Annotated in this window: 24 protein-coding genes and 1 tRNA gene; 12 read left to right on the top strand and 13 right to left on the bottom strand. The window is 68.9% G+C overall.

Translation table 11 applies throughout. The features are described 5' to 3' along the window. The coding region (locus ACYVO6_RS04875; RefSeq protein WP_461057598.1) for a M6 family metalloprotease domain-containing protein at positions 1 to 880 on the bottom strand (880 nt) is incomplete at its 3' end. 375 nt (positions 881 to 1255) lie between these two features. Here ACYVO6_RS04875 and ACYVO6_RS04870 point away from each other — a divergent pair. Beyond that, complete coding sequence (locus tag ACYVO6_RS04870) at positions 1256 to 3184, top strand: putative bifunctional diguanylate cyclase/phosphodiesterase (protein ID WP_461057596.1); 1929 nt, start codon at positions 1256 to 1258, stop codon at positions 3182 to 3184. Between the two features lie 6 nt (positions 3185 to 3190). Here ACYVO6_RS04870 and ACYVO6_RS04865 read toward each other — a convergent pair whose 3' ends face one another. The 3 genes from ACYVO6_RS04865 to ACYVO6_RS04855 form a co-directional block, all read right to left on the bottom strand. Then, positions 3191 to 4285, bottom strand: a complete 1095-nt coding sequence (locus tag ACYVO6_RS04865; RefSeq protein WP_461057594.1) for an LLM class flavin-dependent oxidoreductase — start codon at positions 4283 to 4285, stop codon at positions 3191 to 3193. Positions 4286 to 4572: 287 nt separating this feature from the next. After that, positions 4573 to 5304 (bottom strand): maleate cis-trans isomerase family protein, encoded by a 732-nt coding sequence (locus ACYVO6_RS04860; RefSeq protein ID WP_461057592.1) that lies wholly within the window; start codon positions 5302 to 5304, stop codon positions 4573 to 4575. Then, complete coding sequence (locus ACYVO6_RS04855) at positions 5301 to 6152, bottom strand: maleate cis-trans isomerase family protein (RefSeq protein WP_461057590.1); 852 nt, start codon at positions 6150 to 6152, stop codon at positions 5301 to 5303. The genes ACYVO6_RS04860 and ACYVO6_RS04855 overlap by 4 nt, the downstream gene beginning before the upstream one ends. Positions 6153 to 6395: 243 nt before the next feature. Here ACYVO6_RS04855 and ACYVO6_RS04850 point away from each other — a divergent pair, with 243 nt between their 5' ends. Then, positions 6396 to 7373 carry a D-2-hydroxyacid dehydrogenase gene (locus ACYVO6_RS04850; RefSeq protein ID WP_461057588.1) on the top strand — a complete coding sequence of 326 codons (978 nt, stop codon included), beginning with the start codon at positions 6396 to 6398 and terminating at the stop codon, positions 7371 to 7373. Positions 7374 to 7412: 39 nt separating this feature from the next. Next, entirely contained in the window at positions 7413 to 8822 is a 1410-nt protein-coding gene (locus ACYVO6_RS04845) for an amidase (RefSeq protein ID WP_461057586.1), read from the top strand. On the opposite strand, the gene ACYVO6_RS04840 is transcribed toward ACYVO6_RS04845, so the two are convergent. Further along, the gene (locus tag ACYVO6_RS04840; protein ID WP_461057584.1) at positions 8819 to 9319 is read right to left on the bottom strand and encodes a DUF3830 family protein; all 501 of its coding nucleotides are present in this window, start codon (positions 9317 to 9319) and stop codon (positions 8819 to 8821) included. The genes ACYVO6_RS04845 and ACYVO6_RS04840 overlap by 4 nt on opposite strands. 200 nt (positions 9320 to 9519) lie before the next feature. Here ACYVO6_RS04840 and ehuB point away from each other — a divergent pair, with 200 nt between their 5' ends. From ehuB to ACYVO6_RS04810, 6 genes are all read left to right on the top strand, one after another. Next, positions 9520 to 10449 carry an ectoine/hydroxyectoine ABC transporter substrate-binding protein EhuB gene (ehuB, locus tag ACYVO6_RS04835; RefSeq protein ID WP_461057582.1) on the top strand — a complete coding sequence of 310 codons (930 nt, stop codon included), beginning with the start codon at positions 9520 to 9522 and terminating at the stop codon, positions 10447 to 10449. After that, entirely contained in the window at positions 10446 to 11186 is a 741-nt protein-coding gene (gene ehuC, locus ACYVO6_RS04830) for an ectoine/hydroxyectoine ABC transporter permease subunit EhuC (RefSeq protein ID WP_461057580.1), read from the top strand. Before ehuB ends, ehuC begins: the two co-directional genes overlap by 4 nt. Further along, entirely contained in the window at positions 11183 to 11830 is a 648-nt protein-coding gene (gene ehuD, locus ACYVO6_RS04825) for an ectoine/hydroxyectoine ABC transporter permease subunit EhuD (RefSeq protein WP_461057578.1), read from the top strand. The genes ehuC and ehuD overlap by 4 nt, the downstream gene beginning before the upstream one ends. A 43-nt stretch (positions 11831 to 11873) precedes the next feature. Next, positions 11874 to 12644: an ectoine/hydroxyectoine ABC transporter ATP-binding protein EhuA gene (ehuA, locus tag ACYVO6_RS04820; protein ID WP_461058211.1), complete on the top strand. Its 771-nt coding sequence runs from the start codon at positions 11874 to 11876 to the stop codon at positions 12642 to 12644. 235 nt (positions 12645 to 12879) lie between these two features. Further along, the gene (locus ACYVO6_RS04815; protein WP_461057576.1) at positions 12880 to 13638 is read left to right on the top strand and encodes an IclR family transcriptional regulator; all 759 of its coding nucleotides are present in this window, start codon (positions 12880 to 12882) and stop codon (positions 13636 to 13638) included. Between the two features lie 105 nt (positions 13639 to 13743). Further along, positions 13744 to 13820: transfer RNA gene (locus tag ACYVO6_RS04810), tRNA-Lys, on the top strand. A gap of 92 nt (positions 13821 to 13912) precedes the next feature. Here ACYVO6_RS04810 and ACYVO6_RS04805 read toward each other — a convergent pair. The 3 genes from ACYVO6_RS04805 to ACYVO6_RS04795 form a co-directional block, all read right to left on the bottom strand. Next, positions 13913 to 14428, bottom strand: coding sequence for a DUF3592 domain-containing protein (locus ACYVO6_RS04805; RefSeq protein WP_461057574.1), 516 nt, complete (start codon positions 14426 to 14428; stop codon positions 13913 to 13915). A gap of 96 nt (positions 14429 to 14524) precedes the next feature. Beyond that, positions 14525 to 15151, bottom strand: a complete 627-nt coding sequence (locus ACYVO6_RS04800) for a lytic polysaccharide monooxygenase auxiliary activity family 9 protein (RefSeq protein WP_461057572.1) — start codon at positions 15149 to 15151, stop codon at positions 14525 to 14527. Between the two features lie 182 nt (positions 15152 to 15333). Next, complete coding sequence (locus ACYVO6_RS04795; protein WP_461057570.1) at positions 15334 to 16251, bottom strand: SPFH domain-containing protein; 918 nt, start codon at positions 16249 to 16251, stop codon at positions 15334 to 15336. A 146-nt stretch (positions 16252 to 16397) separates the two neighbouring features. Here ACYVO6_RS04795 and ACYVO6_RS04790 point away from each other — a divergent pair, with 146 nt between their 5' ends. The 3 genes from ACYVO6_RS04790 (at position 16398) to glxA (ending at position 21316) form a co-directional block, all read left to right on the top strand. Further along, positions 16398 to 17099: a FadR/GntR family transcriptional regulator gene (locus ACYVO6_RS04790; protein WP_461057568.1), complete on the top strand. Its 702-nt coding sequence runs from the start codon at positions 16398 to 16400 to the stop codon at positions 17097 to 17099. A gap of 330 nt (positions 17100 to 17429) precedes the next feature. Next, the gene (locus tag ACYVO6_RS04785) at positions 17430 to 19379 is read left to right on the top strand and encodes a glycosyltransferase family 2 protein (protein ID WP_461057566.1); all 1950 of its coding nucleotides are present in this window, start codon (positions 17430 to 17432) and stop codon (positions 19377 to 19379) included. Further along, positions 19376 to 21316 carry a radical copper oxidase GlxA gene (gene glxA, locus ACYVO6_RS04780; protein ID WP_461057564.1) on the top strand — a complete coding sequence of 647 codons (1941 nt, stop codon included), beginning with the start codon at positions 19376 to 19378 and terminating at the stop codon, positions 21314 to 21316. Before ACYVO6_RS04785 ends, glxA begins: the two co-directional genes overlap by 4 nt. Positions 21317 to 21396: 80 nt before the next feature. On the opposite strand, the gene ACYVO6_RS04775 is transcribed toward glxA, so the two are convergent. The 5 genes from ACYVO6_RS04775 to ACYVO6_RS04755 all read right to left on the bottom strand — a co-directional run bounded on the left by ACYVO6_RS04775 (position 21397) and on the right by ACYVO6_RS04755 (position 25558). Further along, on the bottom strand, positions 21397 to 22416 hold the full coding sequence (locus ACYVO6_RS04775; protein WP_461057562.1) for a glycoside hydrolase family 6 protein: 1020 nt from the start codon (positions 22414 to 22416) through the stop codon (positions 21397 to 21399). 329 nt (positions 22417 to 22745) lie between these two features. Further along, positions 22746 to 23420, bottom strand: a complete 675-nt coding sequence (locus tag ACYVO6_RS04770; protein WP_461057560.1) for a class F sortase — start codon at positions 23418 to 23420, stop codon at positions 22746 to 22748. 9 nt (positions 23421 to 23429) lie between these two features. Beyond that, positions 23430 to 24032, bottom strand: a complete 603-nt coding sequence (locus ACYVO6_RS04765) for a hypothetical protein (RefSeq protein ID WP_461057558.1) — start codon at positions 24030 to 24032, stop codon at positions 23430 to 23432. Positions 24033 to 24126: 94 nt separating this feature from the next. Then, on the bottom strand, positions 24127 to 24906 hold the full coding sequence (locus ACYVO6_RS04760; protein WP_461057556.1) for an HAD-IIA family hydrolase: 780 nt from the start codon (positions 24904 to 24906) through the stop codon (positions 24127 to 24129). Between the two features lie 97 nt (positions 24907 to 25003). Continuing rightward, positions 25004 to 25558, bottom strand: coding sequence for a hypothetical protein (locus ACYVO6_RS04755; RefSeq protein ID WP_461057554.1), 555 nt, complete (start codon positions 25556 to 25558; stop codon positions 25004 to 25006). Positions 25559 to 25568: the final 10 nt, after the last annotated feature.

Below are 25568 nucleotides of genomic sequence, written 5' to 3'. Positions count from 1 at the left end.
GCGTACCCCCGCCGCCCGCCCCCTGCACACACGCCACCTGCCGCGGTTCCAGCCAGCCCAGCTTCCACTTGTGCCAGCCGAAGAGATCCGGCGCGAGCCCGAACTGGCTGCCCATGAGGTCCCAGTCGCCGACGTAGGTGTCCCAGTCGCCCTTGTTGTCGGCCGGCCGGTGGTAGAGGTCGGGCAGGTCGAAGACGTGGCCCGTCTCGTGGGCCAGGACCAGGCGGTCCGGCGGATGCTTCTCGAAGACCGTGACGACCCGGCGGATGTCCGTGCCGTCGGCCCGTAGCGGCGCCTCCAGGTTGACCACCTTCGTCGCGTCCGAGTCGACGCCGGGCGCGTGCGGGTCGGCGACGAAGTAGACGACGTCGTAGCGCGAGAAGTCGACGTGCCCGTCGGACGCGGCGAGGGCGTCGCGCAGATACGCGGAACGGCGCGCGGAGTTCCAGTCGCGCTGTATGGCGTACGCCGTGGAGGCGCGCGGCATCGGCAGCCACTCGCGGAGCGGGTGCGGGCGCAGCGTGAACTTGCCGTAGGAGGCGCGTTCGAAGAAGCGGCTGGTGGCCGGGAAGTGGTCGGCCGTCAGTTCGGTGGGGGTGGTCTGCGGGGTGGAGTCGGGGAAGGAGAGGAAGACCATCACCGCGTCGATGCGGCGGTCGGGGCGCGGATAGGCGGAGTTCCAGGTGTCCAGGCCCTCCGAGTGGTGGGCATCGGTCCGTTTCAGGGCGCAGGGGGGCGAGGGGGGCATGGCGTTCGCGGGGCCTGTGGCCAGGGAGGTGGCGGCGAGCGCCGTCATGGAGGTGAACAGCGCCGCGGGACCACGCCAACGAGGTCGTGCCTCGCCACGGGTGAGCCCCTTGAGGGGGAACAGACGCGGCACTTCGACCTCCGGTGCGGAATTCGGGATACCACACCCAGCCTGTACGTATGTGATCACTTACGCCCTGTTTGTCTGCACCAGAAGAGTGAGCGCGCCGGCGTCCGGACGAGCGCGTTACGGGACCGCGGACACCCCGAGCACTCACGGAACGTCACAAGCGATCGGCCTCTGAAGGAACCTGTCCAGGTGCGGGCAGAAACGATCTGTCAGAAGAGCCGGTTAATTGGGGAGACTGAGGAGTAGCTGGAAGGCGTTCGGGCCAGCCTCTATGATCGGCACACTTTCCTGCGCGGACACGGCTAGAGCGGCCGTCCTCCACCGGCCGACCACCCGACGAGACCTGTACGAGTAACGAGTGCACAGCGGGAGCGAACGGTGAGCGGAACGTCCGATGGGCCGGTGCCTGCGGCAGACCTCGTCCGACCGACGGTCACAGAGGGTGACAGTCGGCCTCTTTCTCACGAGAAGACGACCCCACGCGTCGACACTCACACCTCATGCGTCGACACGCGTACCACACGTACCGAACCGGTGACACCACGCGCCGAGGCCGAGCCTCCACGCGCCCCCGCCCTGAAGGACCGCACGTTCCGGGCCACCTTCGACGCCGCCCCCGTGGCGATGGCCGTCGTCGACCGCGAGGGGCTGGTCGTCACGGCCAACGACTCGCTGGCCGCGCTGCTCGGCGCCGGCCCGGACGGTCTCGCGGGCCGGGTCGCCGCCGATCTGGTGGACCTGGCCTCCGACGCCCGCACCTGGCACGCGTACCGCGAGGTGCTCCGCGGCCGGCAGGCCAGACTGCGCTGCACCCGCCGGCTCAAACACCCCGACGGGCACTCCCTCTGGGCCCAGGTGACGGTGTCTCCGCTGCCCGAGGAGGAGCGGGCCGTGCTGGTGTCGGTCTGCGACATCAGCGCCCGCCGTGAACTCCAGGCGCGGCTGCGGCACTTGCAGATGCACGACCCGGTGACCCGGCTGCCCAACCGCACCTTGTTCTTCGAGCGCCTTTCGGCCGCACTGGAGGCGGAGGCGTACGAGGAGTCAGGCACCGGCCGGATCGGGCTGTGCTATCTGGACCTCGACGGGTTCAAGGCGGTGAACGACACGCTCGGCCACCGCATCGGCGACCGGCTGCTCGCGGCCGTCGCCGAACGGCTGACGCGCTGCGCGGACGAGGCCGGGCACGCGCGAGCGGCCAAGCCGCTGGTCGCCCGGCTCGGCGGCGACGAGTTCGCGCTGCTGGTCGAGGACACGACGGGTACGGACCAGCTGGCGGAGCTCGCCGAGTCCGTACTGACGTCCCTTCAGGCTCCCTTCGACATCTCCGGGCAGCGGCTGTCGGTCTCGGCCTCGATCGGGGTGGTCGAGCGGCACGCCGCCGACACCACCGCGACGGGCCTGATGCAGGCCGCCGATACGACGCTGTACTGGGCGAAGGCCGACGGAAAGTCCCGCTGGACGCTCTTCGACCCGGAGCGCAACGCCCACCGCATGACCCGTCAGGCCCTCGCCTCCACCCTCCGCCCCGCCATCGAGAAGGGTGAATTCACCCTGGAATACCAGCCGTTGGTGGGCATGGAGGACGGCGGTGTGCGCGGAGTGGAAGCACTGGTGCGATGGAACCATCCTCAGTTCGGCACACTGACGCCGAATCGGTTCATCGGACTTGCTGAAGAGGACGGCTCCATCGTGCAGTTGGGGCGCTGGGTGCTGGCCACCGCCTGCTGGCAGGCGCGCCGCTGGCAGTTGGACCACCCGGATGTGCCGCCGGTCTTCGTGAGCGTGAACGTGGCGGTGCGTCAGGTCTGGGACTCCGACCTGGTGGCGGACGTCGCGGCGATCCTCAGCGAGACCGGACTCGCCCCGCATCTCCTCCAGTTGGAGCTCACCGAGTCGGCCGTGATGGGCTCGGCGGGCCGCCCGCTCCAGGCCCTGCAGGCGCTCAGCGACATGGGCGTACGCATCGCCATCGACGACTTCGGCACGGGGTACTCCAACCTCGCCTACCTCAGCCGCCTCCCCGTCTCCGTACTGAAGCTCGACGGCTCGTTCGTGCGGGGCTTCCAGTACGAGGAGGCGGGCAACCGTGCGAACCCCGCCGACGAGGTCATCGTCGAGGCCCTCATCGAACTCGCCCACCGGCTGGGCCTGACGGTCACCGCCGAGTGCGTGGAGACCGCCGGGCAGGCCTCCCGACTGCGGCGCATCGGCTGCGACACCGGCCAGGGGTGGCTGTACTCCCGGCCGGTGGCAGCGGATCGTATCTCCGCACTATTGACGGGGGCGGACTGCCCGCGAGGCTGAGCCGTCTCAGGCCTGGGTGTTCGGCAACTGGTAGGCGTCGGCGATCAGTTCGTACGAGCGCACCCGTACGTCTCCGCTGTGGGCGTGGCTGGTGAGCATCAACTCATCCGCGCCCGTGCGCTTTTGGAGGTCGTCGAGGCCGGCGCGGACCTCGTCCGCGGTGCCGTGGATGACGTTGGAGTTCCAGGAGTCGATGAACTCCCGCTCCATCGGGCTGAATTCGTACGCCTCCGCCTCCTCCGGGGTGGGCACGAGTCCCGGGCGGCCGATGCGCAGGCGGACCATGTTCAGGGCGGCGGCCAGGACCTGGCGGCGGGCCTCCTTCTCGTCGTCCGTGGCGAGCGCGGAGACGCCGATGAGGGCGTACGGGGCGTCGAGGACTTCGGAGGGTGTGAAGGACTCGCGGTAGAGGTCGAGGGCCGGGATCGTGTTCTGGGCCGAGAAGTGGTGCGCGAAGGCGAACGGCAGACCGAGGGTGCCGGCGAGGCGGGCGCTGAAGCCGGAGGAGCCGAGGAGCCAGACGGGTGGACGGTGCGGGGACTGTACGCCGCCGGGGGCTGTGGCCTGGATGGGGCCCGGGACCGCGTGGATACGGGCGTAGGGGTGGCCGTCCGGGAAGTCGTCGTCCAGGAAGCGGGTCAGTTCGGCGAGTTGCTGGGGGAAGTCGTCGGCGCCCTCGTTGAGCCGGTCGGTGCGGCGCAGGGCTGCGGCCGTTGCGCCGTCCGTGCCGGGGGCGCGGCCGAGGCCCAGGTCGATGCGGCCCGGGGCCATGGCCTCCAGGGTGCCGAACTGTTCCGCGATGACGAGGGGGGCGTGGTTGGGCAGCATCACACCGCCCGAACCGAGGCGTATCCGGTCCGTGTGGGCGGCGAGGTGGGCGAGGATCACGGCGGGGGAGGTCGAGGCGACGCCCGGCATCGAGTGGTGTTCGGCGACCCAGTAGCGGTGGAAGCCGCGGTCCTCTGCGAGGCGGACCAGTTCGACGCTGGTGCGCAGGGCGTCGGTGGCGGTGCGGCCCGCGCCCACGGTGGCCAGGTCCAGCACGGAAAGTGGCACCTGAGCGGTGCCCGCCGTCTCGCCTCGTATCTCGTCTGCCGCCACGGGTTGCCTCCTGCTGGGTACGACGTAGGGTCCGCACGTAACTAACAGGAGACTGCCTCCGGTTATTCCGCCCCCGCGGGTTCCCATCCCTGGGGCTTCGCCCCAGAGCCCCACCAGGGGCTCCGCCCCTGGACCCCGCTGGGGCTGCGCCCCAGACCCCCCATCGGCCTGGCGGCCTCGTCCTCAAACGCCGGACGGGCTGAAATCAGCCCGTCCGGCGCTTGAGGACCGGGGGTCCGGGGGCCGGCCCCCGAAACGGGGCCGGGGCGGAGCCCCGAGGACCCCTCTCACACCTGCACAATCGGCTCCCGCGTGAACAGCGTCCCCAGCTCCGGCGCGTTCACCCGGCGGTCAGCCAACCGCAGCGCCTCCCACACCGTCACCTGGTTCGCCGTGAGGACCGGCTTGGCGACGGCCTTCTCCAGGGCGGGGAGGTGGGAGGCCGTGTGGAGGGCGGTGTCCGGGAGGAGGACCGCGTCCGCGTCGGGGTGGTCGCCCGAATGGGCGAGGGCGAGGACCTCGTCGGCGCCCCACGTTCCGACCTCCGCCGCCGTGATGATGCCGCTGCCGCGCATCGAGACCACCTCGATCCCCGCGTCCTTCAAGAAGGCGGAGAACATCGCCGCCACATCCTCCGGATACGTCGCCGCGATCGCGACCCGTCGCGCCCCGATCTCACGGATCGCGTGGACGAAGGCGAAGGACGTCGAGGAGGCGGGCATGCCGGCCGTGAGGGCGAGGGCGCGGACCTGCTCATGGGCGCCCTCCCAGCCGTACACGAAGCTGCCGGACGTGCACGCCCACACCACCGCCTCCGCGCCGGACAGCCGCAGTTCCTCGACGCCGGCCGCGAGCCGGGCCGCCGAGCCCATCTCCAGCAGCGCGTCCTCGCGGTGGGCGTCCTCGCCGATGTCCGTGTGGACGAGCGGGAGGCGGATGTCGCTGCCCAGGAGTTGTTCGATGCGCGGGTAGTCGTCCTCTGCCGAGTGGCCCGGGTAGAGGAATCCGAGTGCCGTCATGCCCAACCTTCCTGTTCTTCCGGCAGTGCGGGCCCCTGTGCTTCAGGCACTGATCCCGGCATTGCGCCCGGCAGTGACTCCGGCAGTGCTTCCGGCGTCACCGGACGCTGCCGCGCCGAGTGGTCGATCAGCGCCTGATAGGGCCCTACCGCTCGCGTACCCAGGTGACGCAGTGCGGCCCACATCGTCACCTGGTTGGCTGAGATGACGGGAATCCGCAGCTCGGCCTCCAGCTGCGGGATCACGTCGTACGTGGGGAGATTGGTGCAGCTGATGAACAGCGCGTCCGCGGCGCCGCGTACCGCCTTGCGGGCCATGTCGACGACGTCGCGGTAGGGGACCTTCCAGATGTGCCGGGTCAGGCCGAGAGAGGAGGTGCCGATGATCTCGATACCGGCCTCGGCGAGGTACTCCTCCAGAGCCTGGGTCACGGACACGGTGTAGGGCGTGACCAGGGCGATCCGGCGGGCGCCCAGCTCCTGAAGGGCTTCGAGGAGGGCGCCGGAGGTGGTCAGGGACGACACCTCACCGGCCCGGGTCATGGCCTCGCACATCGCCCGCTCGCCCGCGATGCCGCCGACGAAGCTGCCCGACGTACAGGCGTACGCGACGACCTCGGGATGCACCGCGTTCAGTGCGCGCACCGCCTCACCGAGCGTCTCGTGCTCGCTGACCAGCCGCGCGAGGTCGAGGCTGACCTCGACGGGCACAAAAGGGGTGCGGGTCAAATGCAGTGAGACCTCGTCCGGCACCCAGCGCCACAGCTCGCGATCGAGGGCGAAGTCGAAGGGAGCGACGATGCCGACACCCCGCTGCGGGTGCGGTCCACCGAGGAAGGAGACGTCCATGAGCAGGCCCCAAACTCAAGTCGAGCGAGTGGTGGAGAACCGGCCACTGGGCCGGGGGACACAAGCCGGCGCATGCCGGGACGTCGGGACAGGATGTGGACCGCTTACGGGTCCGTGTTGACGAAGGTAGGTTCCGGTGCCAGCGTGGTCAATCCGTGCATCTCAGACGGCTGCCGACGTTGCCCCGCAAGTGTGCCCAGACCCAAGAGAAGCGGACTCGCATTGCGAAACGGTTTCCCCCCGATGACCGGACCCATTACTCCGCACATGGCCGAAAACAAGACGACTCTTCTGGTGCTGGACGCCGAACCGCCGCCCCGCCTCGGCAAGCTCACCGGACGGGTCCGGATCGAGCACGCCGACGAGTCGACACTGGCCTCGCTGCTGCCGGCCGCGGACGTCCTGCTTGTGTGGGACTTCACATCGCACGCGGTGCGCCGCGCCTGGCCCGGCGAGGGGCCGCGACCCCGCTGGGTGCACACGGCGAGCGCGGGCGTGGACCACCTGATGTGCCCGGAGCTGGCCGCGTCCGACACGGTGGTGACGAACGCGCGCGGCGTCTTCGACCAGCCGATCGCCGAGTACGTGGCCGCGCTCGTCCTCGCGATGGCCAAGGATCTGCCGCGTACGTGGGACCTTCAGCGGGCGCGCCAGTGGCGGCACCGCGAGTCGCAGCGGGTCGCGGGCACGCGCGCGTGCGTGGTGGGTTCCGGGCCGATCGGGCGGGCGATCGAGCAGACCCTGAAGGCCCTCGGCATCAAGACGGCCCTGGTGGGGCGTACCCCGCGCCCCGGCATCCACGGGCCGGACGAGCTGGACCGGCTGATGGCGCGCGCCGACTGGGTGGTGTCCGCGGCACCCCTCACCGACGAGACGCACGGAATGTTCGACGAGCGGCGCTTCGGACTGATGCAGCCCTCCGCGCGCTTCATCAATGTCGGGCGCGGGCAGCTCGTCGACGAGGACGCGCTCGTGGACGCCCTGTCGAAGCACTGGATCGCGGGGGCGGCGCTCGATGTCTTCGAGCGTGAGCCCCTCACCCCCGAGAGCCCCCTGTGGGAGGTCCCCGGGCTGATCGTCTCGCCGCACATGAGCGGGGACACGATCGGCTGGCGGGACGAACTCGGCGCGCAGTTCGTGGAGTTGTACGAGCTGTGGGAGGCGGGTGAGCCGCTGCCGAACGTGGTCGACAAGCAGCGTGGGTACGTACCCGGGCACTGAACTCTCTTCGGACTCCGGAGAACTCCCTTGGAGGGGTGCATGACCGAGCTCACCGAGCTGACCGCGCTACAACTCGTCGGCGGATACCGCAAGGGCGAATTCAGTCCCGTGGAGGCGACGCGGGCAGCGCTCCAACGGGCCGAGGAGATCCAGCCCTCCGTGAACGCCTTCGTGCGCCTCACCGCTGACGAAGCGCTCGCTCGGGCGCGGGAGTCGGCCGAGCGCTGGCGGCGCGGTGAACCGGCCGGGCTTGTGGACGGGGTGCCGGTCACGGTGAAGGACATCCTGCTGATGCGCGGCGGGCCGACCCTGAAGGGCTCCAACACCGTGCGTGTGGAGGGGCGTTGGGACGAGGACGCGCCCTCCGTGGCGCGGCTGCGTGAGCACGGCGCCGTCTTCCTGGGCAAGACGACGACGCCCGAGTTCGGGTGGAAGGGCGTCACGGACTCGCCGCAGTCGGGGGTGACGCGGAATCCGTACGACGTGTCGCGTACGTCGGGTGGTTCGAGCGGCGGGAGTGCGGCGGCCGTGGCCATGGGCGCGGGCCCGCTGTCCCTGGGCACGGACGGCGGCGGCAGTGTCCGTATCCCCGCCTCCTTCTGCGGGATCTTCGCGCTGAAGCCGACGTACGGGCGGGTGCCGCTGTATCCCGCGAGCGCGTTCGGGACGCTCGCGCACGTCGGACCGATGACGCGCGACGCCGCCGACGCGGCCCTCCTGCTGGACGTGATCAGCGGCGCGGACACCCGCGACTGGTCGGCGCTCACGCCGCCGCCCGGGCCGTTCACGGACGCGCTGGACGGCGGCGTACGGGGCCTGCGGATCGCGTACTCCCCCTCCTTCGGCGGCCAGGTGCCCGTACGCTCCGGAGTCGCGGCGGCCGTGCGGCGGAGCGTGGAGGGGCTCGCCTCTCTCGGCGCGTACGTCGAGGAGGCCGACCCCGATTTCACCGAGCCCGTGGAGGCCTTCCACACCCTGTGGTTCAGCGGAGCCGCCCGGGTGACGCAGAACCTCGGCCCGCACCAGCGGGAGCTGCTGGACCCGGGCCTGCGGGAGATCTGCGACCTGGGCGCCCGCTACAGCGCGCTCGACTATCTGGCCGCGGTGGACGTACGGATGGACCTGGGCCGCCGGATGGGCCGCTTCCACGAGACGTACGACCTGCTGGTGACGCCGACGCTGCCGATCACCGCGTTCGAGGCGGGCGCGGAGGTGCCGAAGGGCTCGGGGCACCGGCGCTGGACGGGCTGGACCCCGTTCACGTATCCCTTCAACATGACGCAGCAGCCCGCGGCGTCCGTCCCCGTCGGCCTTGACGGGGACGGGCTGCCGGTGGGCCTGCAGATCGTGGCCGCCCGCCACCGGGACGACCTGGTGCTGCGAGCGGCGCACGCGCTGTACGAGGCGGGGGTGGCCCAGGTGACTCCCCCGCCTCGGCCCACCGCCTAGACCCTGCGGAAGCTGAGCGTCTCCCCCAACGCACCCGCCCGCCACAGGTCGTTGCACGCCTCCGCCATGGCCTCCAGGCCCTCCACGACCTGGCCCCAGACGATGCCGGGCACCCAGCCGACGTCGGCGTTGATCAGCAGGTTGTTGCGCTCGTAGAAGAGGGCCAGGTCGATCACCGGGGTGCCGTGCTGGACGCCGGAGGCCCCGCCGTAGCCGTACGACTTTGTGCCCAGCTGGGTGCCGGAGAAGGAGAAGTAGCACAGGTCGCCGGGGATGGGGGTGACGGTGGGGTTCTCCAAGGGGGGCTCGGCGGGGGCGAAGGCGGGCAGGAGGGCGTAGATCTCGTTGCGGGCGTACTTCGCGTGGTAGACGTCGCCGCCCAGGGGGAGCGCGTTCCACACCGCCTCGCAGGTGATGGGGGCGCGGTCGTCGAGGAGCTTTGCGGTGCAGTGGACTCCGCGCTTGGTCAGGGAGACGTCGATGTAACGGTCGGCCATGGTCACACCCGTACCCCGCTGTGGACCGGAATCCACGGGTAGGCCGTGTGCAGCGTGTGGGTCAACGCGCGCCCACGACAGGGTCACGACCGGGTCACCACACGCAACCAATCCTCATATACCGGGCATTGAGCCATGAGTGGACTCAGTGACCGGGAAGGACTGGCATGACTTCCATTGGTTCGGGTAGTCGCGCGCCCATGGCTCGACCACACGCAAACCGATCAGGAACCGACAACGGATCCCACAGAGGGCTCAGCCGCCGCTCACTGCTCACGGGAGCGGTGGCGCTGGGAGCCGCGGGAAGTCTCGGGGTGGCGGGCTGCAGCCGCGTCCCCGACGAAGGGAAGGTGCTGGGAGGCAGCCTGCTGGACACCCTGAAGGACCAGGGTTCCGTGAAAATCGGGATCGCCAGCGAGCCGCCGTTCGGTTATGTGGGAGACGACGGACAGGCCACCGGAGAAGCGCCCGCGATCGCCAAGGTCATCTTCGAGCGGCTCGGCATCGGCGAAATCACGCCGGTGCCAGTGGACTTCGGCGCCCTCATTCCCGGGCTGAAGGCGCGGCAGTTCGATGTGGTGTCCGCCGGGATGTACATCAATCCCACCCGGTGCGAACAGGTGCTTTTCGCCGACCCGGACTACCTCATGCTGGACGCCTTCATCGTCAGGAAGGGGAATCCGCACGGCATCAGGACGTATGAGGACATCAAGAACAAGGGTCTCAAGCTTGCCTCGGGCAAGGCCTATGCCCAGATCGACTCCGCCAAGGGCGCGGGCATCAGCAACGTACTGGTCCTGCCGGACCAGGTGGCCGGCCTCGACGCGGTGTCCCAGGGGCGGGTGGACGCCTTCGCCGGTACGCGCATCACGGTCAGCGACGCGGTGAAGGGATCCACCCGGGCGGAGGCGACCGAGCCCTTCCAGCCCGAAATCGACGGAAAGCCCGTCTATGGCGCGGGCGGATTCGCCTTCCGGCTGTCCGAGCAGAACTTCCGTGACGCGTTCAACGAGGAACTGCTCAAGCTCAAGGAGAACAACTACAAGGAACTTCTCGAGATCGTCAGGCCCTTCGGTTTCGGTATGGCCGAGATGACCGACCTCACCGCGAAGGAGCTGTGTGCCGGATGATGAGCTCGGAGTTCTTCACGACCTGGTTCCTGCCGGGTATCTGGATCACCATTCAGGTGACGGTGTACGCGGCTGCTCTCGGCGCGGTCATCGCGTTCGGGATCGGCCTCGCACGCGATTCGCGGTACTGGATCGTACGTTTCCTCGCCGGGGTCTATTTCGAGATCTTCCGCGGTATGTCGGCCCTGGTGCTGATGTTCTGGATGTTCTTCGCCCTGCCGTTCTTCGGCTGGCAGCTGGTGCCCATGTGGGCCGGCGTCAGCGCGCTCGGCCTCACCTACGGCGCCTACGGTTCCGAGATCGTCCGCGGTTCCCTGGCCGCCGTCGCCCCGGCGCAGAAGGAGGCGGGCATCGCGCTCAACTTCACCCGCTGGCAGCGGCTGCGGCTGATCGAGATGCCGCAGGCGTGGCCCGAGATGGTGCCGCCGTTCAACAACCTGCTGATCGAGCTGCTGAAGGGCACCGCCCTGGTCTCCGTGATCACGGTGGCCGACATGACCTTCGCCGGCAATCTGCTCCGGCTGGGCACCAATGAGACGACCCCGATCTACACGCTGCTGCTGGTCCTCTACTTCGTACTCGCCTTCCTCATCACCCGCGGTATGCGGCTGGTGGAGCGCAAGGCCAAGGCAGGTATCGGGCAGCAGCCGGAGAAGCGGGGCGGGATCACCGCGAAGCTCAGCGCGCGCGGCGAGACCCTGCAGGCCGGTTCGGGTTCCGCGGGAGGTATGGGATGAACTGGGACTGGCAAGTCGTGGACGACTTCATGCCGCGGTTCTGGGACGGCGTGCTGGTCACGCTGCAGGCCCTGGCCATCGGCACCCTGATCGCCTTCGCCCTGGGCCTGGTGTGGGCGATGGCGCAGCGCTCCACGCTGGTGTGGGTGCGCTGGCCGGTCATCGCGGTCACTGAGTTCATCCGCAACACTCCGCTGCTGGTGCAGCTGTTCTTCCTGTTCTACGTGGTGCCGAACTTCGGCCCCTCGATGTCGCCGCTCACCACCGGCATCGTCGGCCTCGGGCTGCACTACTCCACGTACACCGCGGAGGTCTACCGCGCCGGCATCGACGGCGTACCCGTCGGCCAGTGGGAGGCGGCCACGGCGCTCAGCCTGTCCAAGGGCCGTACGTGGCGTGCGGTGATCCTGCCGCAGGCGATCCGCCGCGTCGTCCCGCCGCTGGGCAACTACGTCGTCGCCATGCTCAAGGACTCGCCGATGATCGCGACGATCGGCGCCTTCGACATGCTCGGCGAGGCCCAGGCCTTCAGTAACGAGACCTTCACCACGGAGGCTCTCACCGTCGTGGGTGTGGCGTTCATCGTCATCGCCTACCCCGCTTCCCTCTTGATCCGAGCCCTGGAGCGTCGTCTTGTCCGCTGACACCCCTTTGCAGAAAGAGCCCGAGAGCCGCGAGAACCCGCCGGTGGACGGCAGCGAGCTGATCCGCTTCGACAAGGTCACCAAGCGCTTCGGCAGCAACGTCGTGCTCGACGAGCTGGACTTCTCGGTGGACTCCGGCAAACACGTCACGCTGATCGGCCCGTCCGGCTCCGGCAAGACGACGATCCTGCGTCTGCTGATGACCCTGCTCAAGCCCGACGAGGGCACGATCAAGGTCGGCGGCACCTACCTCTTCCACGAGGAGAAGAACGGCAGCCTCGCCCCGGCGGGCGAGAAGCACATCCGCGAGGTCCGCAAGAACATCGGGATGGTCTTCCAGCAGTTCAATCTCTTCCCGAACATGAAGGTCCTGCGCAACATCACCGAGGCGCCGGTCACCGTACTCGGCCTGTCCAAGGACGAGGCCGACCAACGAGCCCGTGACCTGCTCGAACTGGTGGGGCTGACCGAGCACCTGGACAAGTACCCGACCCAGCTCTCCGGCGGCCAGCAGCAGCGCGTCGCGATCGCGCGGGCCCTCGCCATGCGGCCGAAGGTGCTGCTCCTGGACGAGGTCACCTCGGCCCTCGACCCCGAGCTGGTCGCGGGCGTCCTCGACGTGCTGCGGGACATCGCCCGCACCACCGACATCACGATGCTCTGCGTGACCCACGAGATGAACTTCGCCCGCGACATCTCCGACGCGGTCCTGATGTTCGACAAGGGCCGCGTCCTGGAGTCCGGACCGCCGGAGAAGATCTTCGGCGATCCGGAGCACGATCGGACGCGGGAGTTCCTGAGCGCGGTCCTGTAGGGCAGCCGTATCGCAGTCGCGTCATGCAGTCATGCGATGACGAGAAGTGAAAACGGCGATATCCGAGGTCGAGCCGCTGTGGCTTGACTCTGGCATATGCCAGAGTGGCGCGTTCCTGCTGAGAGCGCCGGAGCGCGCCACATCTTCTCGTCAACAGCCGCTCCCCGTCCGCCCCTTGAGGGCTATCGTGGAAGCAGCCTCCGTCCGAGAACGGCCAAGCAGTGCAGGGGGAACCGTGGCGCTCAAGCACGAGCCGACCGCGCCGTACCACTCGGCCCAGGACGCCCTGCGCGTACTGGAGACCGTGGCACGGCACACCACCGGCGTCACCGACGCCCAGCTCGCCCGCACGACCGGCCTCGGCACGGAGCGGCTGACCACGCTCCTGCGGATGCTGCGCCGCGAGGGATACGTCGAGCAGGTCGCCGACGGCGCGTACGTCACCGGTGCCGCCCTCAGCAGGCTGACCTCGGCGCACGGCCGCGACCAGGCGCTGCGCGAGCAGGTCCAGCGCAACCTCGACCGGCTGCGCGACTCGGTGGGCGCCGCCGTCTACATCAGCCGTTACGTCGACGGCGAGGTCCACGTCACCCAGTGCGCCGACAGCCCGAGCACACCCGCGGTGAACGAGTGGGTGGACTTCCGGCGCTCCGCCCACGCCAGCGCGATCGGCAAGAGCCTGCTCGGCCAGCTCGATATGAACGCCCGCCGCGATCACCTCGCCCGCCACAAGATGGCCCGCCTCACCTCGCGCACCATCACCAGCGAGCGGGTCCTGCTGTCCCGGCTCGACGCCCAGGCGCCCAGCGTGCCGGTCCTGGACCTCCAGGAGTACGCGGTCGGCACGGTGTGCGCGGCGGTCCCCATCACGGCCGGCTCCGCCGTGGGCTGCCTAGCCCTCTCCCTCCCGGTCGCACACGCGCACCGGCTGCGGGCGGCGGCGGACACGCTGAACCGGGGCGCGGCACCTGTGCTGCTGTCCCTCGCGATCTGAGCATCAGGCCGTCGGGCTGCGGTCGGGCCATGGTCACAAGCACCCCCGCGGACCAGGTAGTATTTTTTCCGTCGCCGACCGCCGCAAGCGGGAGGCGGGAGTCATGCGCCGCTAGCTCAGTTGGTTAGAGCAGCTGACTCTTAATCAGCGGGTCCGGGGTTCGAGTCCCTGGCGGCGCACCACCGAAGGGCCTCTCGTGGGAGCGAGAGGCCCTTCGACGTATGCCAGGGCCCGTCCGGCCTCGGTCAGCCGCACGATCGTCCGATGTGGAGGGTCACGGGGTCATCGTGACGCCGTCGACGACGATGGTGTCGGTGGTGCCGCCCGTGTCCTCGTCGAAGCCGAACTCGTCGGACATCTGGTTGTACGTGACCATGAAGCCGACGCAGAACACCGCGGCCACCCCGAGGAACGCCAGGATGGCGCCGGTGGACGCCGCCAGCCTGGCCCGGCGCGGCGCCTTCGCCGTGGCGACCACGTCGCGGCCCCCGGCGTAGTAGACGGTGACGAAGTCGCCCTCGAGGTTCGTCGCCGGGCCGTCCTCCTCCTCGAAGCGGACCGTCCGGCCGTCGCGAGCGGTGAACTCGTAAACATGGTGCAGCGTGGTACTCACGGACGTGTCGCCGCTGCCGCCGCGCGTCGTCGTGAACATCCGCAGACAGCGCCCCTCCGCCGTCAGGCCGCTGTTCCAGGCGCTTCGGATCTGCAGCGAGCGGCGCACCACGCGGTACGCGCCGAAGAGGACCACGGCCAGGATCAGGCTGGGCGCCAGGTAGAACAAGAGGTCCATGATGCTTCCCCCGAGGTCAGGTACTGCTCGTGTGGGGAACCTGCCCCCGGGGGAAGCACGCCTGTCTCAAGTAACGCTCAGAGATCCGGAGCCGGATCAGAACGTGACGTCCGAGCAGGCGTAGAACGCGTTGCCCGTGTCGGCGACCGTCCATACCGCGAGGATCACGTGGTGCCCGCTCTTGCCGGACGGCAGGGTGCCGCTGTGGGAGAGCGTCGCGGGCGGCTGGCCGCTGTAGGGCACGGTCAGGAACGGGGTGGTGTCCAGGGCGGCCCGGGTCAGCGGGGCGTTCTGGTTCCAGCCGTTCTTGGTGACGTAGTACCGGAAGTCGGTCGTCGAGTGCCGTGCCGTGAACTGCCAGCGGAACGTGTAGCTCTGCCCGCCGGTGACCTTGGTGGTGGGCCAGGCGCCGCCCGACGGCGTCCTCGGCTGGTCGAGCGCGCCGAAGTTGCCGTGGCCCGCAGAACAGATCTGACCGTCCGCGGGTCCGGCCGACGGGAAGCCCTTGGGGCCCTCGACGCTCTGGGGCTCGTACTGGATGGCACCGCAGCCGGTCACCGTGCCGTTGGCACAGAGCTTCTGCCGGCTGACGGGGAGGTCGGTGTAGCCGTGGCCGCTGGCACCGCCGCTGGAGAGCACGAACGCTCCCGTGGTGGCGAGGCCGACCACGGCCGCGTACCACTTGGTCCGCTTCTTGGACTGTTTCCCGATGCTTTTGCGCATGCTGCCGCTCCTGGAGAACGTGGGGGATTTCCGTGAGCTGTGCGTGCGCATCGCGATGCGTGGAGCGATGATTCAGGTCTAGACCAAGTTCAGATTATTGCCGACCCCTGAACATGTCCATACCAATCGCGGAAACGTCCATACCAATCGTCGAAACGATCCGATGGCACCGATCCCGCGACTCACCAGAGCCTGTCGTCGCGGTCCTGGACGTCCAGGGCCGCGAGCCGGCGGCGCTGTATCACCGCGGCGACTTCAGGGGCGTACTCGGCGCGGACCGGCTGCACGGAGAACACCTGGAGGCCGGCCGCCGCCGCGTCCGCCGCCACGAAGCGGGTCAGCTTCTCCCTGGCGGCCTCGGTGCCGGCCGGGAGCCGCGCGAGCGCCGCCTCCACGCACTCGCGCAGATACCGCTCGTGGTCCTCGACGCCGAGCGCGGCGCGGGCGGTGTCCTTGACCCGCCAGAGGACCAACACGTCGACGCGCAGGGCGAGTCCGTGCGCGTCGACGGCGGGCATCGGCTCGCTGCGCCAGTGCCGCAGCCGTACGTCGATCCGGCGGCGCAGCAGCAGCGGGTTCACCCACATCAGCCCGGTACGCCGGACGGTGCCCCGGTAGCGCCCGAAGAGCCCGAGCACCCAGGCACTCCCGGTCCGCCCCCGGGCCAGCCCGCCGAACCCGAAGAGAGCGACCGCCCCGGACGCGGCGAGCGCCGCCCACTGCGGAGCGCCGAGCCCGGCACCCCCGTACGCGGGCAACCCCGCCAACTCCCCGGCGAGCGGCGGCAGTACACCGGCCCACCAGGCCGCCACCACACACCCGGCGATCCCGCCGCCCCCGGCCAGCACGCCCACCGCGCCCGGCAGCACCCGCGCCGGACGCTCCACCAGCTCGGGATCGACGACGACCGGCAGCGGCACCGACTCCCGCCGGGCCACCCGCGGCTGCTCCCCCGCCCCCCTCCGCGACCCGACCTGCCCGACCTCCGCAGGCCGGAACAACAGGTGTACGGGGATCTCGGTGGTCGCCTCGTTGTGGATCAGCCGCGGCACCCGGACCCCTTGGGGCCCCTGCTCCGACTCCGAAGTCGTCGTACTCATCCGGGCGCCCCTTCCGGTGGAAATGTCAGCACTTCCGCATGTTCGTCAGTTTCTCAACCGACATCGGGCGCCGCATGCTGACGGTCCGAACGATGTACGGGACCAGCAGGCAGGGCCCTCCCAGGCCCACCCGCTACTCTCTCGCCATGGCGCGTGACCTGCAGGAGCGGATCAAGAAGCTCATCATCGACCGTCGGCTGCCCTCGGGAGCCACGCTGCCGACCGAGCCCGAGCTGATGGAGCTTCTCGGCGCCAGCCGGAATTCCGTACGTGAGGCGCTGAAGGCCCTCCAGGCGATGGGCATCGTGGAGATCCGGCACGGCTTCGGGACGTATGTGGGCCCGATGTCGATGGCGCCGATGATCGAGGGCCTCGCCTTCCGCACGGTCGCCGGGCACTACCGGGGGGAAGACTCCCTGGTCCAGCTCCTGGAACTGCGCGAGGCCGTGGAGAGCGGGCTCATCTCCCGGCTCGCGGGCCGTATCCCGGAAGCGGACCTCGTTGAACTGGACGCGCTCGTCGACCGTATGGAGAGTCAGGCCGCCGAAGGGGCAGGCCTCGCGGAGACCGACCGGGCCTTTCACGCCACGCTGTACCGGGGCCTCGGCAACCTCCTGCTGGGCGAGGTCCTGGAGGCGTTCTGGGACGCCTTCCACCGCGTACGCACGGATCTCGTGGAACCGCCGCAGGATCCGAAGATCACGTGCCGCCAGCATCGGGAGATCCTCGACGCGGTGCGCACCGGTGATGCGCGACGGGCGGAGGATGCAATAAGAGAACACTTTGGTCACATTCGAACACGCCTGACCGCTACCGCACCGCATGAGACCATCAGTCCTCCTAATTAGCGCGAATGACCGGTAAACACCACGTTTCGCGTCTTGCGATCATGCTGATCGTCGTAGAACCCTGAACCCTGGGCTACAAGAGGCTGCGATTACCTGGCAGTTGGGGGCCGGGGAAAGCGGTTGCACAGGAGGCGGGGAGGAGGGGCCCCGTTCAGAGCCCGATGCCGAGGGGGGCATCATGCAACCGGAGGCCCGCTGTTCCATGTCTATAGGGTGTGGATGGTGTGGTGACGGGGGCCTGCTATTGATACGTCTGTGAAAGTCGAGGGGGACCTCAGCAGGCGAACGGAACAAGGAGCACGCGATGCACTGCGTGTGGGGGGATGACTCATGACGTCGACGCCGAGCGGCGGCCGGCAGAACTCTGACCCGTCTCAGACGACCCAGCTCAGGGTGCCGTCACAGACAACGACGGGCAGTTTCCGCAGAATCAAGAAGACACTGCCGAGATACGACTACGAGCACTACAGCAGGCTCGCGGGTCCTCTCACCCAGCCCGATCCGCATAAGCCGTACAAGGTCAAGTACCGCTCGCTGATCTCGCAGGAGCCGCACCGCATCCGGGTCGCCCTGATGCTGATCGCCGCCCCCGTGCTGTCGCTGGTACTGCTCGTCTGGCTGCTGCAGCCCACGCACTGGACCGAACGCGAGAACCCGGTCTACGACTTCCTGCCCGCGCTCGACGTCGTCATGCTCGTCTCGATCGGTCTGATCGAGTTCTTCCGCTGTATGAACGTGGTGTCGAACGCGCACGCCACGCTGGTCGCCCGCGACCCGATCCCGGTGGTGCCCGAGACCGGCACCAGAGTGGCCTTCCTCACCTCCTTCGTGCCCGGCAAGGAGCCGCTGGAGATGGTGACGAAGACGCTGGAGGCCGCGGTGAAGATCCGTCACCGAGGCCTCATGCACGTCTGGTTGCTGGACGAGGGCGACGACCCCGAGGTCAAGGAAGTCTGCGCGCGCCTCGGTGTGCACCACTTCTCCCGCAAGGGCGTCGCGAAGTGGAACCAGAAGAAGGGCCCGCACCGCGCCAAGACCAAGCACGGCAACTACAACGCCTGGCTGGACGCGCACGGCGACGACTACGACTTCTTCGCCTCGGTCGACACCGACCACGTGCCGCTGCCCAACTACCTGGAGCGGATGCTCGGTTTCTTCCGCGACCCGGATGTCGGCTTCGTCATCGGCCCGCAGGTGTACGGCAACTACGACAACCCCATCACCAAGTCCGCCGAGTCGCAGCAGTTCCTGTTCCACGCGCTGATCCAGCGCGCGGGCAACAGGTACGGCTCCCCGATGTTCGTGGGCACCTCGAACGCCGTACGGATCAAGGCGCTCAAGCAGATCGGTGGTCTGTACGACTCGATCACCGAGGACATGGCGACGGGCTTCGAGATACACCGTCACAAGAACCCGGCGACGGGCAAGAAGTGGCGCTCGGTCTACACCCCCGACGTGCTCGCGGTCGGTGAGGGCCCCAACGCCTGGACGGACTTCTTCACCCAGCAGATGCGCTGGTCGCGAGGGACGTACGAGACGATCCTCAAGCAGTACTGGAAGGGCTGGTACTCGCTGCCGCCGAGCAAGCTCTTCAACTACACGATGATGATCATCTTCTACCCGATGTCGGCCCTCAACTGGATCCTGGCGGCGCTGAGCTGTGCGCTGTTCCTGGGCCTGGGCGCCTCGGGTGTGAACATCGACCCGGCGATCTGGCTGATGCTGTACGGCAACGCCTCGGCGCTGCAGATCGGCCTGTACGTCTGGAACCGCCGCCACAACATCTCTCCGCACGAGCCGGAGGGCTCCGGCGGTGTGGCCGGCATGATCATGTCCGCGCTCTCGGCGCCGCTCTACGCGAAGGCGCTGATCGACTCCGTACTGCGCCGCAAGAGCAAGTTCGTGGTCACCCCGAAGGGCGACTCGGCGAGCCCGGACACCTGGTTCGGGACCTTCCGTTACCACTGGTACTTCATCCTGATCTTTGCCGGTTCGATCAGCGCCGGCTTCTACTTCGGCAACTCGCACCCCGCGATGATCATCTGGGCGTCGTTCGCGCTTCTGATCACCGCCTCGCCGATGTTCGCCTGGCGCTATCAGATGCGCCAGGACGCGAAGAAGCCGCCGTCCGCGCCGCCGGAGCCGCAGCACGCGGTGACGACACCACAGCCTCTGCCCACCCAGCAAAGCGCCCCGCACGGACAGCACAAGCCGAGCTGGGCGGCGGACGGGGGCAGTGACCAGACAGTGCAAATCGCTCTTGGGGGACGCAAGAAATGAAAGACCGCTCCAGCCGCCACCGCCGCGCCCGCCGCATCGCGATAGGCGCGGCGGTGGTGGTGGCGCTGGCGGGGATGAACGGACCGGCGCTCTATCGCTTCGGTTCGGCCCAGTACCACGACTACAAGATCAACCGGCCCGAGTACAAGGCCGCGAACGGCAAGTGGGAGATCGTCGATTTTCCGGAGAAGTACCGGCTCAATACCATCCACGCCGCGCTTCTGCGCACCGGCAAGGTCCTGCTGATCGCGGGCTCGGGGAACAACCAGGACAACTTCGACGCGAAGAAGTTCGACACCCGTATCTGGGACCCGGTCAAGGGCACGATCAAGGACATCCCGACACCGAAGGACTTGTTCTGCACGGGCCACACCCAGCTCGCCAACGGCAATCTGCTGATCGCGGGCGGCACCAAGCGGTACGAGAAGCTCAAGGGTGACGTGACCAAGGCCGGCGGCCTGATGATCGTCCACAACGAGAACCCGGACAAGCCGATCACCATCCCCGCGGGCACCAAGTTCACGGGCAAGGAGAACGGCAAGACGTTCATCTCGAAGGACCCGGTCGTCGTCGAGCGCGCGAAGAAGACGTTCGACAAGGAGACCGGCGAGTTCACGGGCAACGAGCCGGGCCTGGGCCGTATCTACGTAGAGGCGCAGAAGCGCGGCGCCAAGTACGAGACCGGCACGGAGGACAACTACACGATCGAGGGCCTGAAGGGCGCCGACGCCCGCAACACGTACGGCATCGCGCAGAAGCTGGCCCTCGACAAGAAGGACTTCCAGGGCATCAAGGACGCCTTCGAGTTCGACCCGGTGGCTGAGAAGTACATCAAGGTCGACCCGATGAAGGAGGCCCGCTGGTACCCGACGCTCACCACGCTGTCGGACGGCAAGATCCTCAGCCTCTCCGGCCTGGACGAGATCGGCCAGCTGGTGCCGGGCAAGAACGAGATCTACGACCCGAAGACCAAGGAGTGGGAGTACACCGCGAAGGAGCGGCAGTTCCCGACGTACCCGGCGATCTCCCTGATGCAGAACGGCAAACTGTTCTACTCGGGCGCGAACGCCGGCTACGGCCCGGACGACGTCGGCCGTGACCCGGGCATCTGGGACCTGAAGACGAACAAGTTCGACAAGGTCCCCGGCATGTCCGACCCCAAGCTTCTGGAGACCGCGGGCACGGTGCTGCTGCCGCCCGCGCAGGACGAGAAGTACATGGTGATCGGCGGCGGCGGCGTCGGCGAGTCCAAGCAGTCCAGCAAGAAGACCCGCATCATCGACCTGCTGGCGGACGACCCGAAGTTCGTGGACGGACCCGACCTGGACAAGGGCACCCGCTACCCGCAGTACTCGATCCTGCCCGACGACAGCGTGCTGGTGTCCGGCGGCTCCGAGGACTACCGCGGCCGTGGTGACTCCAACATCCTCGAGGCGCGGCTCTACGACGCGAAGAGCAACGAGATGAAGCGGGTCGCCGACCCCCTCGTGGGCCGCAACTACCACTCGGGCTCGATCCTGCTGCCCGACGGCCGTGTGATGGTCTTCGGCTCGGACTCGCTCTACTCGGACAAGGCCAACACCAAGCCGGGCAAGTTCGAGCAGCGCATCGAGATCTACACGCCGCCGTACCTCTACGGCGATGCGCAGCCCACGCTCTCCGGCGGTCCGAAGACCATCGAGCGCGGCGAGTCGGCGACGTTCAAGTCCGAGCATGCCTCGTCCATCAAGTCGGCCCGCCTGATCCGGCCGAGCGCCTCGACGCACGTCACCGACATCGACCAGCGGTCCATCGCCCTGGACCTGGAGAAGACGGACGACGGCATCGAGGTCACCGTCCCGAAGAACCGCAACCTCGTCCAGTCGGGCTGGTACATGCTGTTCGTGACGGACGACCAGGGCACGCCGAGCAAGGCGCAGTGGGTCAAGGTCCCTTGATTCCCTGAACGTCCTGAGAGTTACGTGACTGGGGGCGCCCTCCTTGGCGGAGGGCGCCCCCAGTCACGTACTGCCTGCTCCTACTCCTGGCTGGCCTTCGCGAGCTCCAGCGCGTACTCCGGCCACCACTCGCCCGCCTTCGGGCCCCCCTTGCAGGTGCCGTCGGACTCGCCGGGGCGCTTGACCCACAGATAGGCGTCGACGAGGTCGTCGCCGGTCTTCGTCGTGGGCTCCTCGCCGAGCGCGCGGCCCGGCGGGTTGCACCAGTTCTCCGCGGGATCACCTTCGGTGTACGGGCCGTTGCCGTTGCGGCTGGTGTCGATCACGAACGGCTTGTTGCCGATCTTCGCCGACAGCTCCTTGCCGTACTTCGTGCTGTACTCGGTGGTGAAGAAGTTCGACACGTTCACCGAGAAGCCGTCGGCCTGGTCGATGCCCGCCTTCTTGAGCGGGTCGTAGAGATCGCTGGGATTGCTGCCCGCGTTGCCCGCGTCCAGATAGACCTTCGTGTTCTTCAGAGCCGTGAGCTTCTCGACCGCCCCCTTGAGGAGATCGAGGCGCTCCTGATGGAACTCCTCCGCCGTGCAGCCGTCCACGACGTGCAGCAGGGCGTCCGGCTCCAGGATCACCGTGGCGTTCCGGTCGCCGATGCCGCTCGCGACCTGGTCGATGAACGTCCGGTAGGCGTTGCCGTCCGCGGCGCCGCCCTGTGAGAACTGGCCGCAGTCGCGGTGCGGAATGTTGTAGAGGACGAGCAGCCCGTCCCGGTCGGCCTTCTCGGCCGCCTCGGTGAGACCGCGCGCCTCGTCCTCGGCGTTCTCCGGAATGATCCACTCGCCGGTGGGCTGCTCGGCGATCTTCTGGATCAGCTTGGCCTCCTCCTTCTTCCCCTCCTCCGTGAACGTGGCCACCTGCTCGGCCGCGGTCCCCTCGGGGTTGACCCAGTACGGGTCGTCGCCCTTGGGCTGCTGGCTGACCTGACCGGCCGACTCGTTCGAGTCGTCGCCATCGTCCCCGGAGGAGGAACACCCCGCGAGCAGCAGCACCACTCCGGCCACCGCCACGGACGCTCTGGCTCCGGCCCCCCTGCGCTCGTACATCCAACTCCCCCCATGGGTGCACTGTTCGAAGTACCAATCCTGACATACGTGTCTGTGCGCTCACGAGGGCGGCCGATCCTTGTCGGACACCTGTTACAGCGGCTCCGATCGGCTCCCGTCGGCCCGCAATGTCGCCGTAACTTCTCTAGGCCAAAACACTCATCCGTTCTAGAGTCGTCCCGGACTTCGACTTCGTCGCTACTTCGACAACGACAACATCGACACTCCGAGACCTCCCGCGCCGACGCCGGGTTACTCCCGCAGCCCGTGCGCGCGTGGTCGAGGAACCAGCCCGGCCGACGACTCAGGGGGAGCGGTCGTTGGCCGGGCTAGGTGCGTTTGTGATGTTCGGTGAGGTACGCCGAGACCACCACGTTCGCCGTGTACGTACGGCTGTCCGGGTCGAAGCTGCCGCCGCAGGTGATCAGCCGCAGCTCGGCGCGCCCCGACTGCCGTACTCCGTACGCCTGTTGGGCATCGAAGCGGTCCCGCTCGAGGACCTGTACGTCGTCCACGGTGAACTCGGCGACCGTGCCGTCGTCGCGGATCACCCGGACCTTCTCGCCCGGCCGCAGCTCGCTGAGGCGGTAGAAGACCGCGGCCCTGGACTCGCTGTCGACATGCCCCACGAGCAGCGCGGCTCCCTCCGCACCGGGGCGCACCCCGGCCCCGTACCACCCCACGGCCCTCGCGTGGGCATAGGGCGGCGCTTCGACCGCCCCTCGCTGATCGAGCCCGCGGGCCAGCACGGGAGCCCGCACGCCCAGAGAGGGGATGACCAGCCGCCTCGGCCGCCCGTCTTCCCCCAACGGCTTTGCAGCGGGCGGCAGTTGGACACCGAGCGGCCGTCCCACCGCCGCCACGTCACCCGTGGTCGGCGCGGACGTCCCAGGGCGTACGTCGGTCACCTCGTTGCCCCACAGCCACAGCCCGAGCAGCAGCACCGCCCAGACCAGGCCCATCATGAGGCGGTCGGCGCCGGAGGAACGCTCCCGGTCGGACATGGCCGCCCCTCACCTGCCGCGTCCCCGGCGCACACTGCGCACCGCCACGGCCACCGCGGCGACGCCGGCCAGGATCAGCCCGATCACGGTGTGCAGGGTGCCGGGCCCCTCCGCCGCCCGCTCCTCCACGACGGAGAGCCGCGCGGTGCCGCCACCGCCGGCGCTCACAGGGGCGGTGGGGGACTTGTGCGCGGAGAGCTTCTTCACGACGGTGAGGGTGCCCGTGACCTTGTCGGCCTTGTCGGCCTTGTCGCCGAGGCCGCCGCAGGTGATCTTGATGTCGTACGTGCCCGGGGTGACCGTCGAGCGGATCCGCGTGTCGCCGACGAGTTCGCCGGCTCGCCCGGCCAGCAGCGCGTCCGCGACGAACGCCCGGGATGCGGCGCTGGTGGCCGACGTCCCCGTCGTGCAGCCCCGCGCCCGTACCTGGATGTCGCTGCCCGGGGTCGGGTTCGACGGTGTGACGGAGACGGCCGCACCCGCCTTGTCGGCCACGGACAAGGCGGGTGCGGTGGCGGAGGCGGGGACGGGGGTGAGCTCGGGCGTGAGCGCGGCGGTGACCACGGCCGTGACCATGGCCCCGGCACAGAAAGTCAGTCGCAGTGAACCCATCGTGAACCTCCAGACAGCTGAAGCCTCCTCTCCCGGGCGCGTGGACGCACGTGGGGAGGGGGCTCGGCTGCTCCGTTCGGGCCGGCCGTCCGGCTCACACCCGCTCGACGAGGTCCGCTATCGAATCGACGACCTTGGACGGGCGGTACGGGTACCGCTCGACGTCCTCGGGCGTGGTCAGCCCGGTCAGCACCAGGAACGTCATCATCCCGGCCTCGAGCCCGGCGAGTACGTCCGTGTCCATCCGGTCGCCGATCATCGCGCTGGTCTCGGAGTGCGCGCCGATGGCATTGAGCCCCGTACGCATCATCAGCGGGTTCGGCTTGCCCGCGAAGTACGGCTTCTTGCCGGTCGCCTTGGTGATCAGCGCGGCGACGGCGCCGGTGGCGGGCAGCGGGCCCTCGGCGGACGGGCCGGTCTCGTCGGGGTTGGTGCAGATGAAACGGGCCCCGCCGTTGATCAGCCGGACCGCCTTGGTCATGGCCTCGAAGGAGTACGTACGGGTCTCGCCGAGGACCACGTAGTCGGGCTCGTGGTCGGTGAGGACGTACCCGATGTCGTGCAGCGCCGTGGTCATGCCCGCCTCACCTATGACGTACGCGGTGCCGCCGGGCCGCTGGTCGTCCAGGAACTGGGCGGTGGCCAGGGCGGAGGTCCAGATGTTCTCGACGGGTACGTCCAGGCCCATGCGCTTGAGGCGGGCGTGCAGGTCGCGGGCGGTGTAGATGGAGTTGTTGGTGAGCACCAGGAAGGGCCGCTCGGACTCCTTGAGCTTCTTGATGAAGGCGTCGGCGCCGGGGATGGGCACGCCCTCGTGGATGAGTACACCGTCCATGTCGGTGAGCCACGATTCGATGGGCTTGCGCTCTGCCATGTCCCGGTCTCCTGACGTACGCGTGTACCGACGCACCAGCGTAGCCACCGGCCGGATCATGGAGGAGGGGCGTCCCGCCCTTTGTGCCCTTCGGGTCTCAGCGTCGGCGTCGGGCCAGGAGTACGGCACCGGTGCCGGCACCGACGAGCAGGAGCGTGCCGGCCGCCGCCCCGAGCAGTTCGCGCCGTGAGACGGGCCCGGTCCCGGCAAGCTTGTCGGCGAACGGCAGGCCTTTCTTCGGTACGGCTTCGGGGGTGGCCTCGCCTTCAGAGGTGCCTTCGCCTTCGGGGGTGTCCTCGTCCTGGGGGGTGCCCTCGTCGACGATGCGGAACCGGTAGTCGTTCGACTGCCCCACCCAGTCCCCGTCGTCGTCATGGCGCTGCACGACGGCCGCGTTGGCGACGACATCGTTGGGCACGGCGTCGTCGGCGACAGCGAGCCGAACCTTGACGGACAGGGTCTTCCCCGGCCCCACGGTGAACCCCGGGAACCCGTCGCCGCCATCGCCACCGTCGTCGAAGACCCCGATGTTCTCGTCCCTGTCGGTCCTCTCGAAGCGGACGGGATACGGCCGCGCCCCGGCGCCCTCCCCCTCGTAGAACTCGAGCCGCATCTGCCCGCCCTCCAGGACCCGCTTCTGATCCACGAGCACGACGACGGGG

This window comes from Streptomyces pseudoechinosporeus (assembly GCF_054783935.1).
Note: the sequence above shows the minus strand (reverse complement) of the source record. Positions and strands in the feature narration are given on the sequence as shown.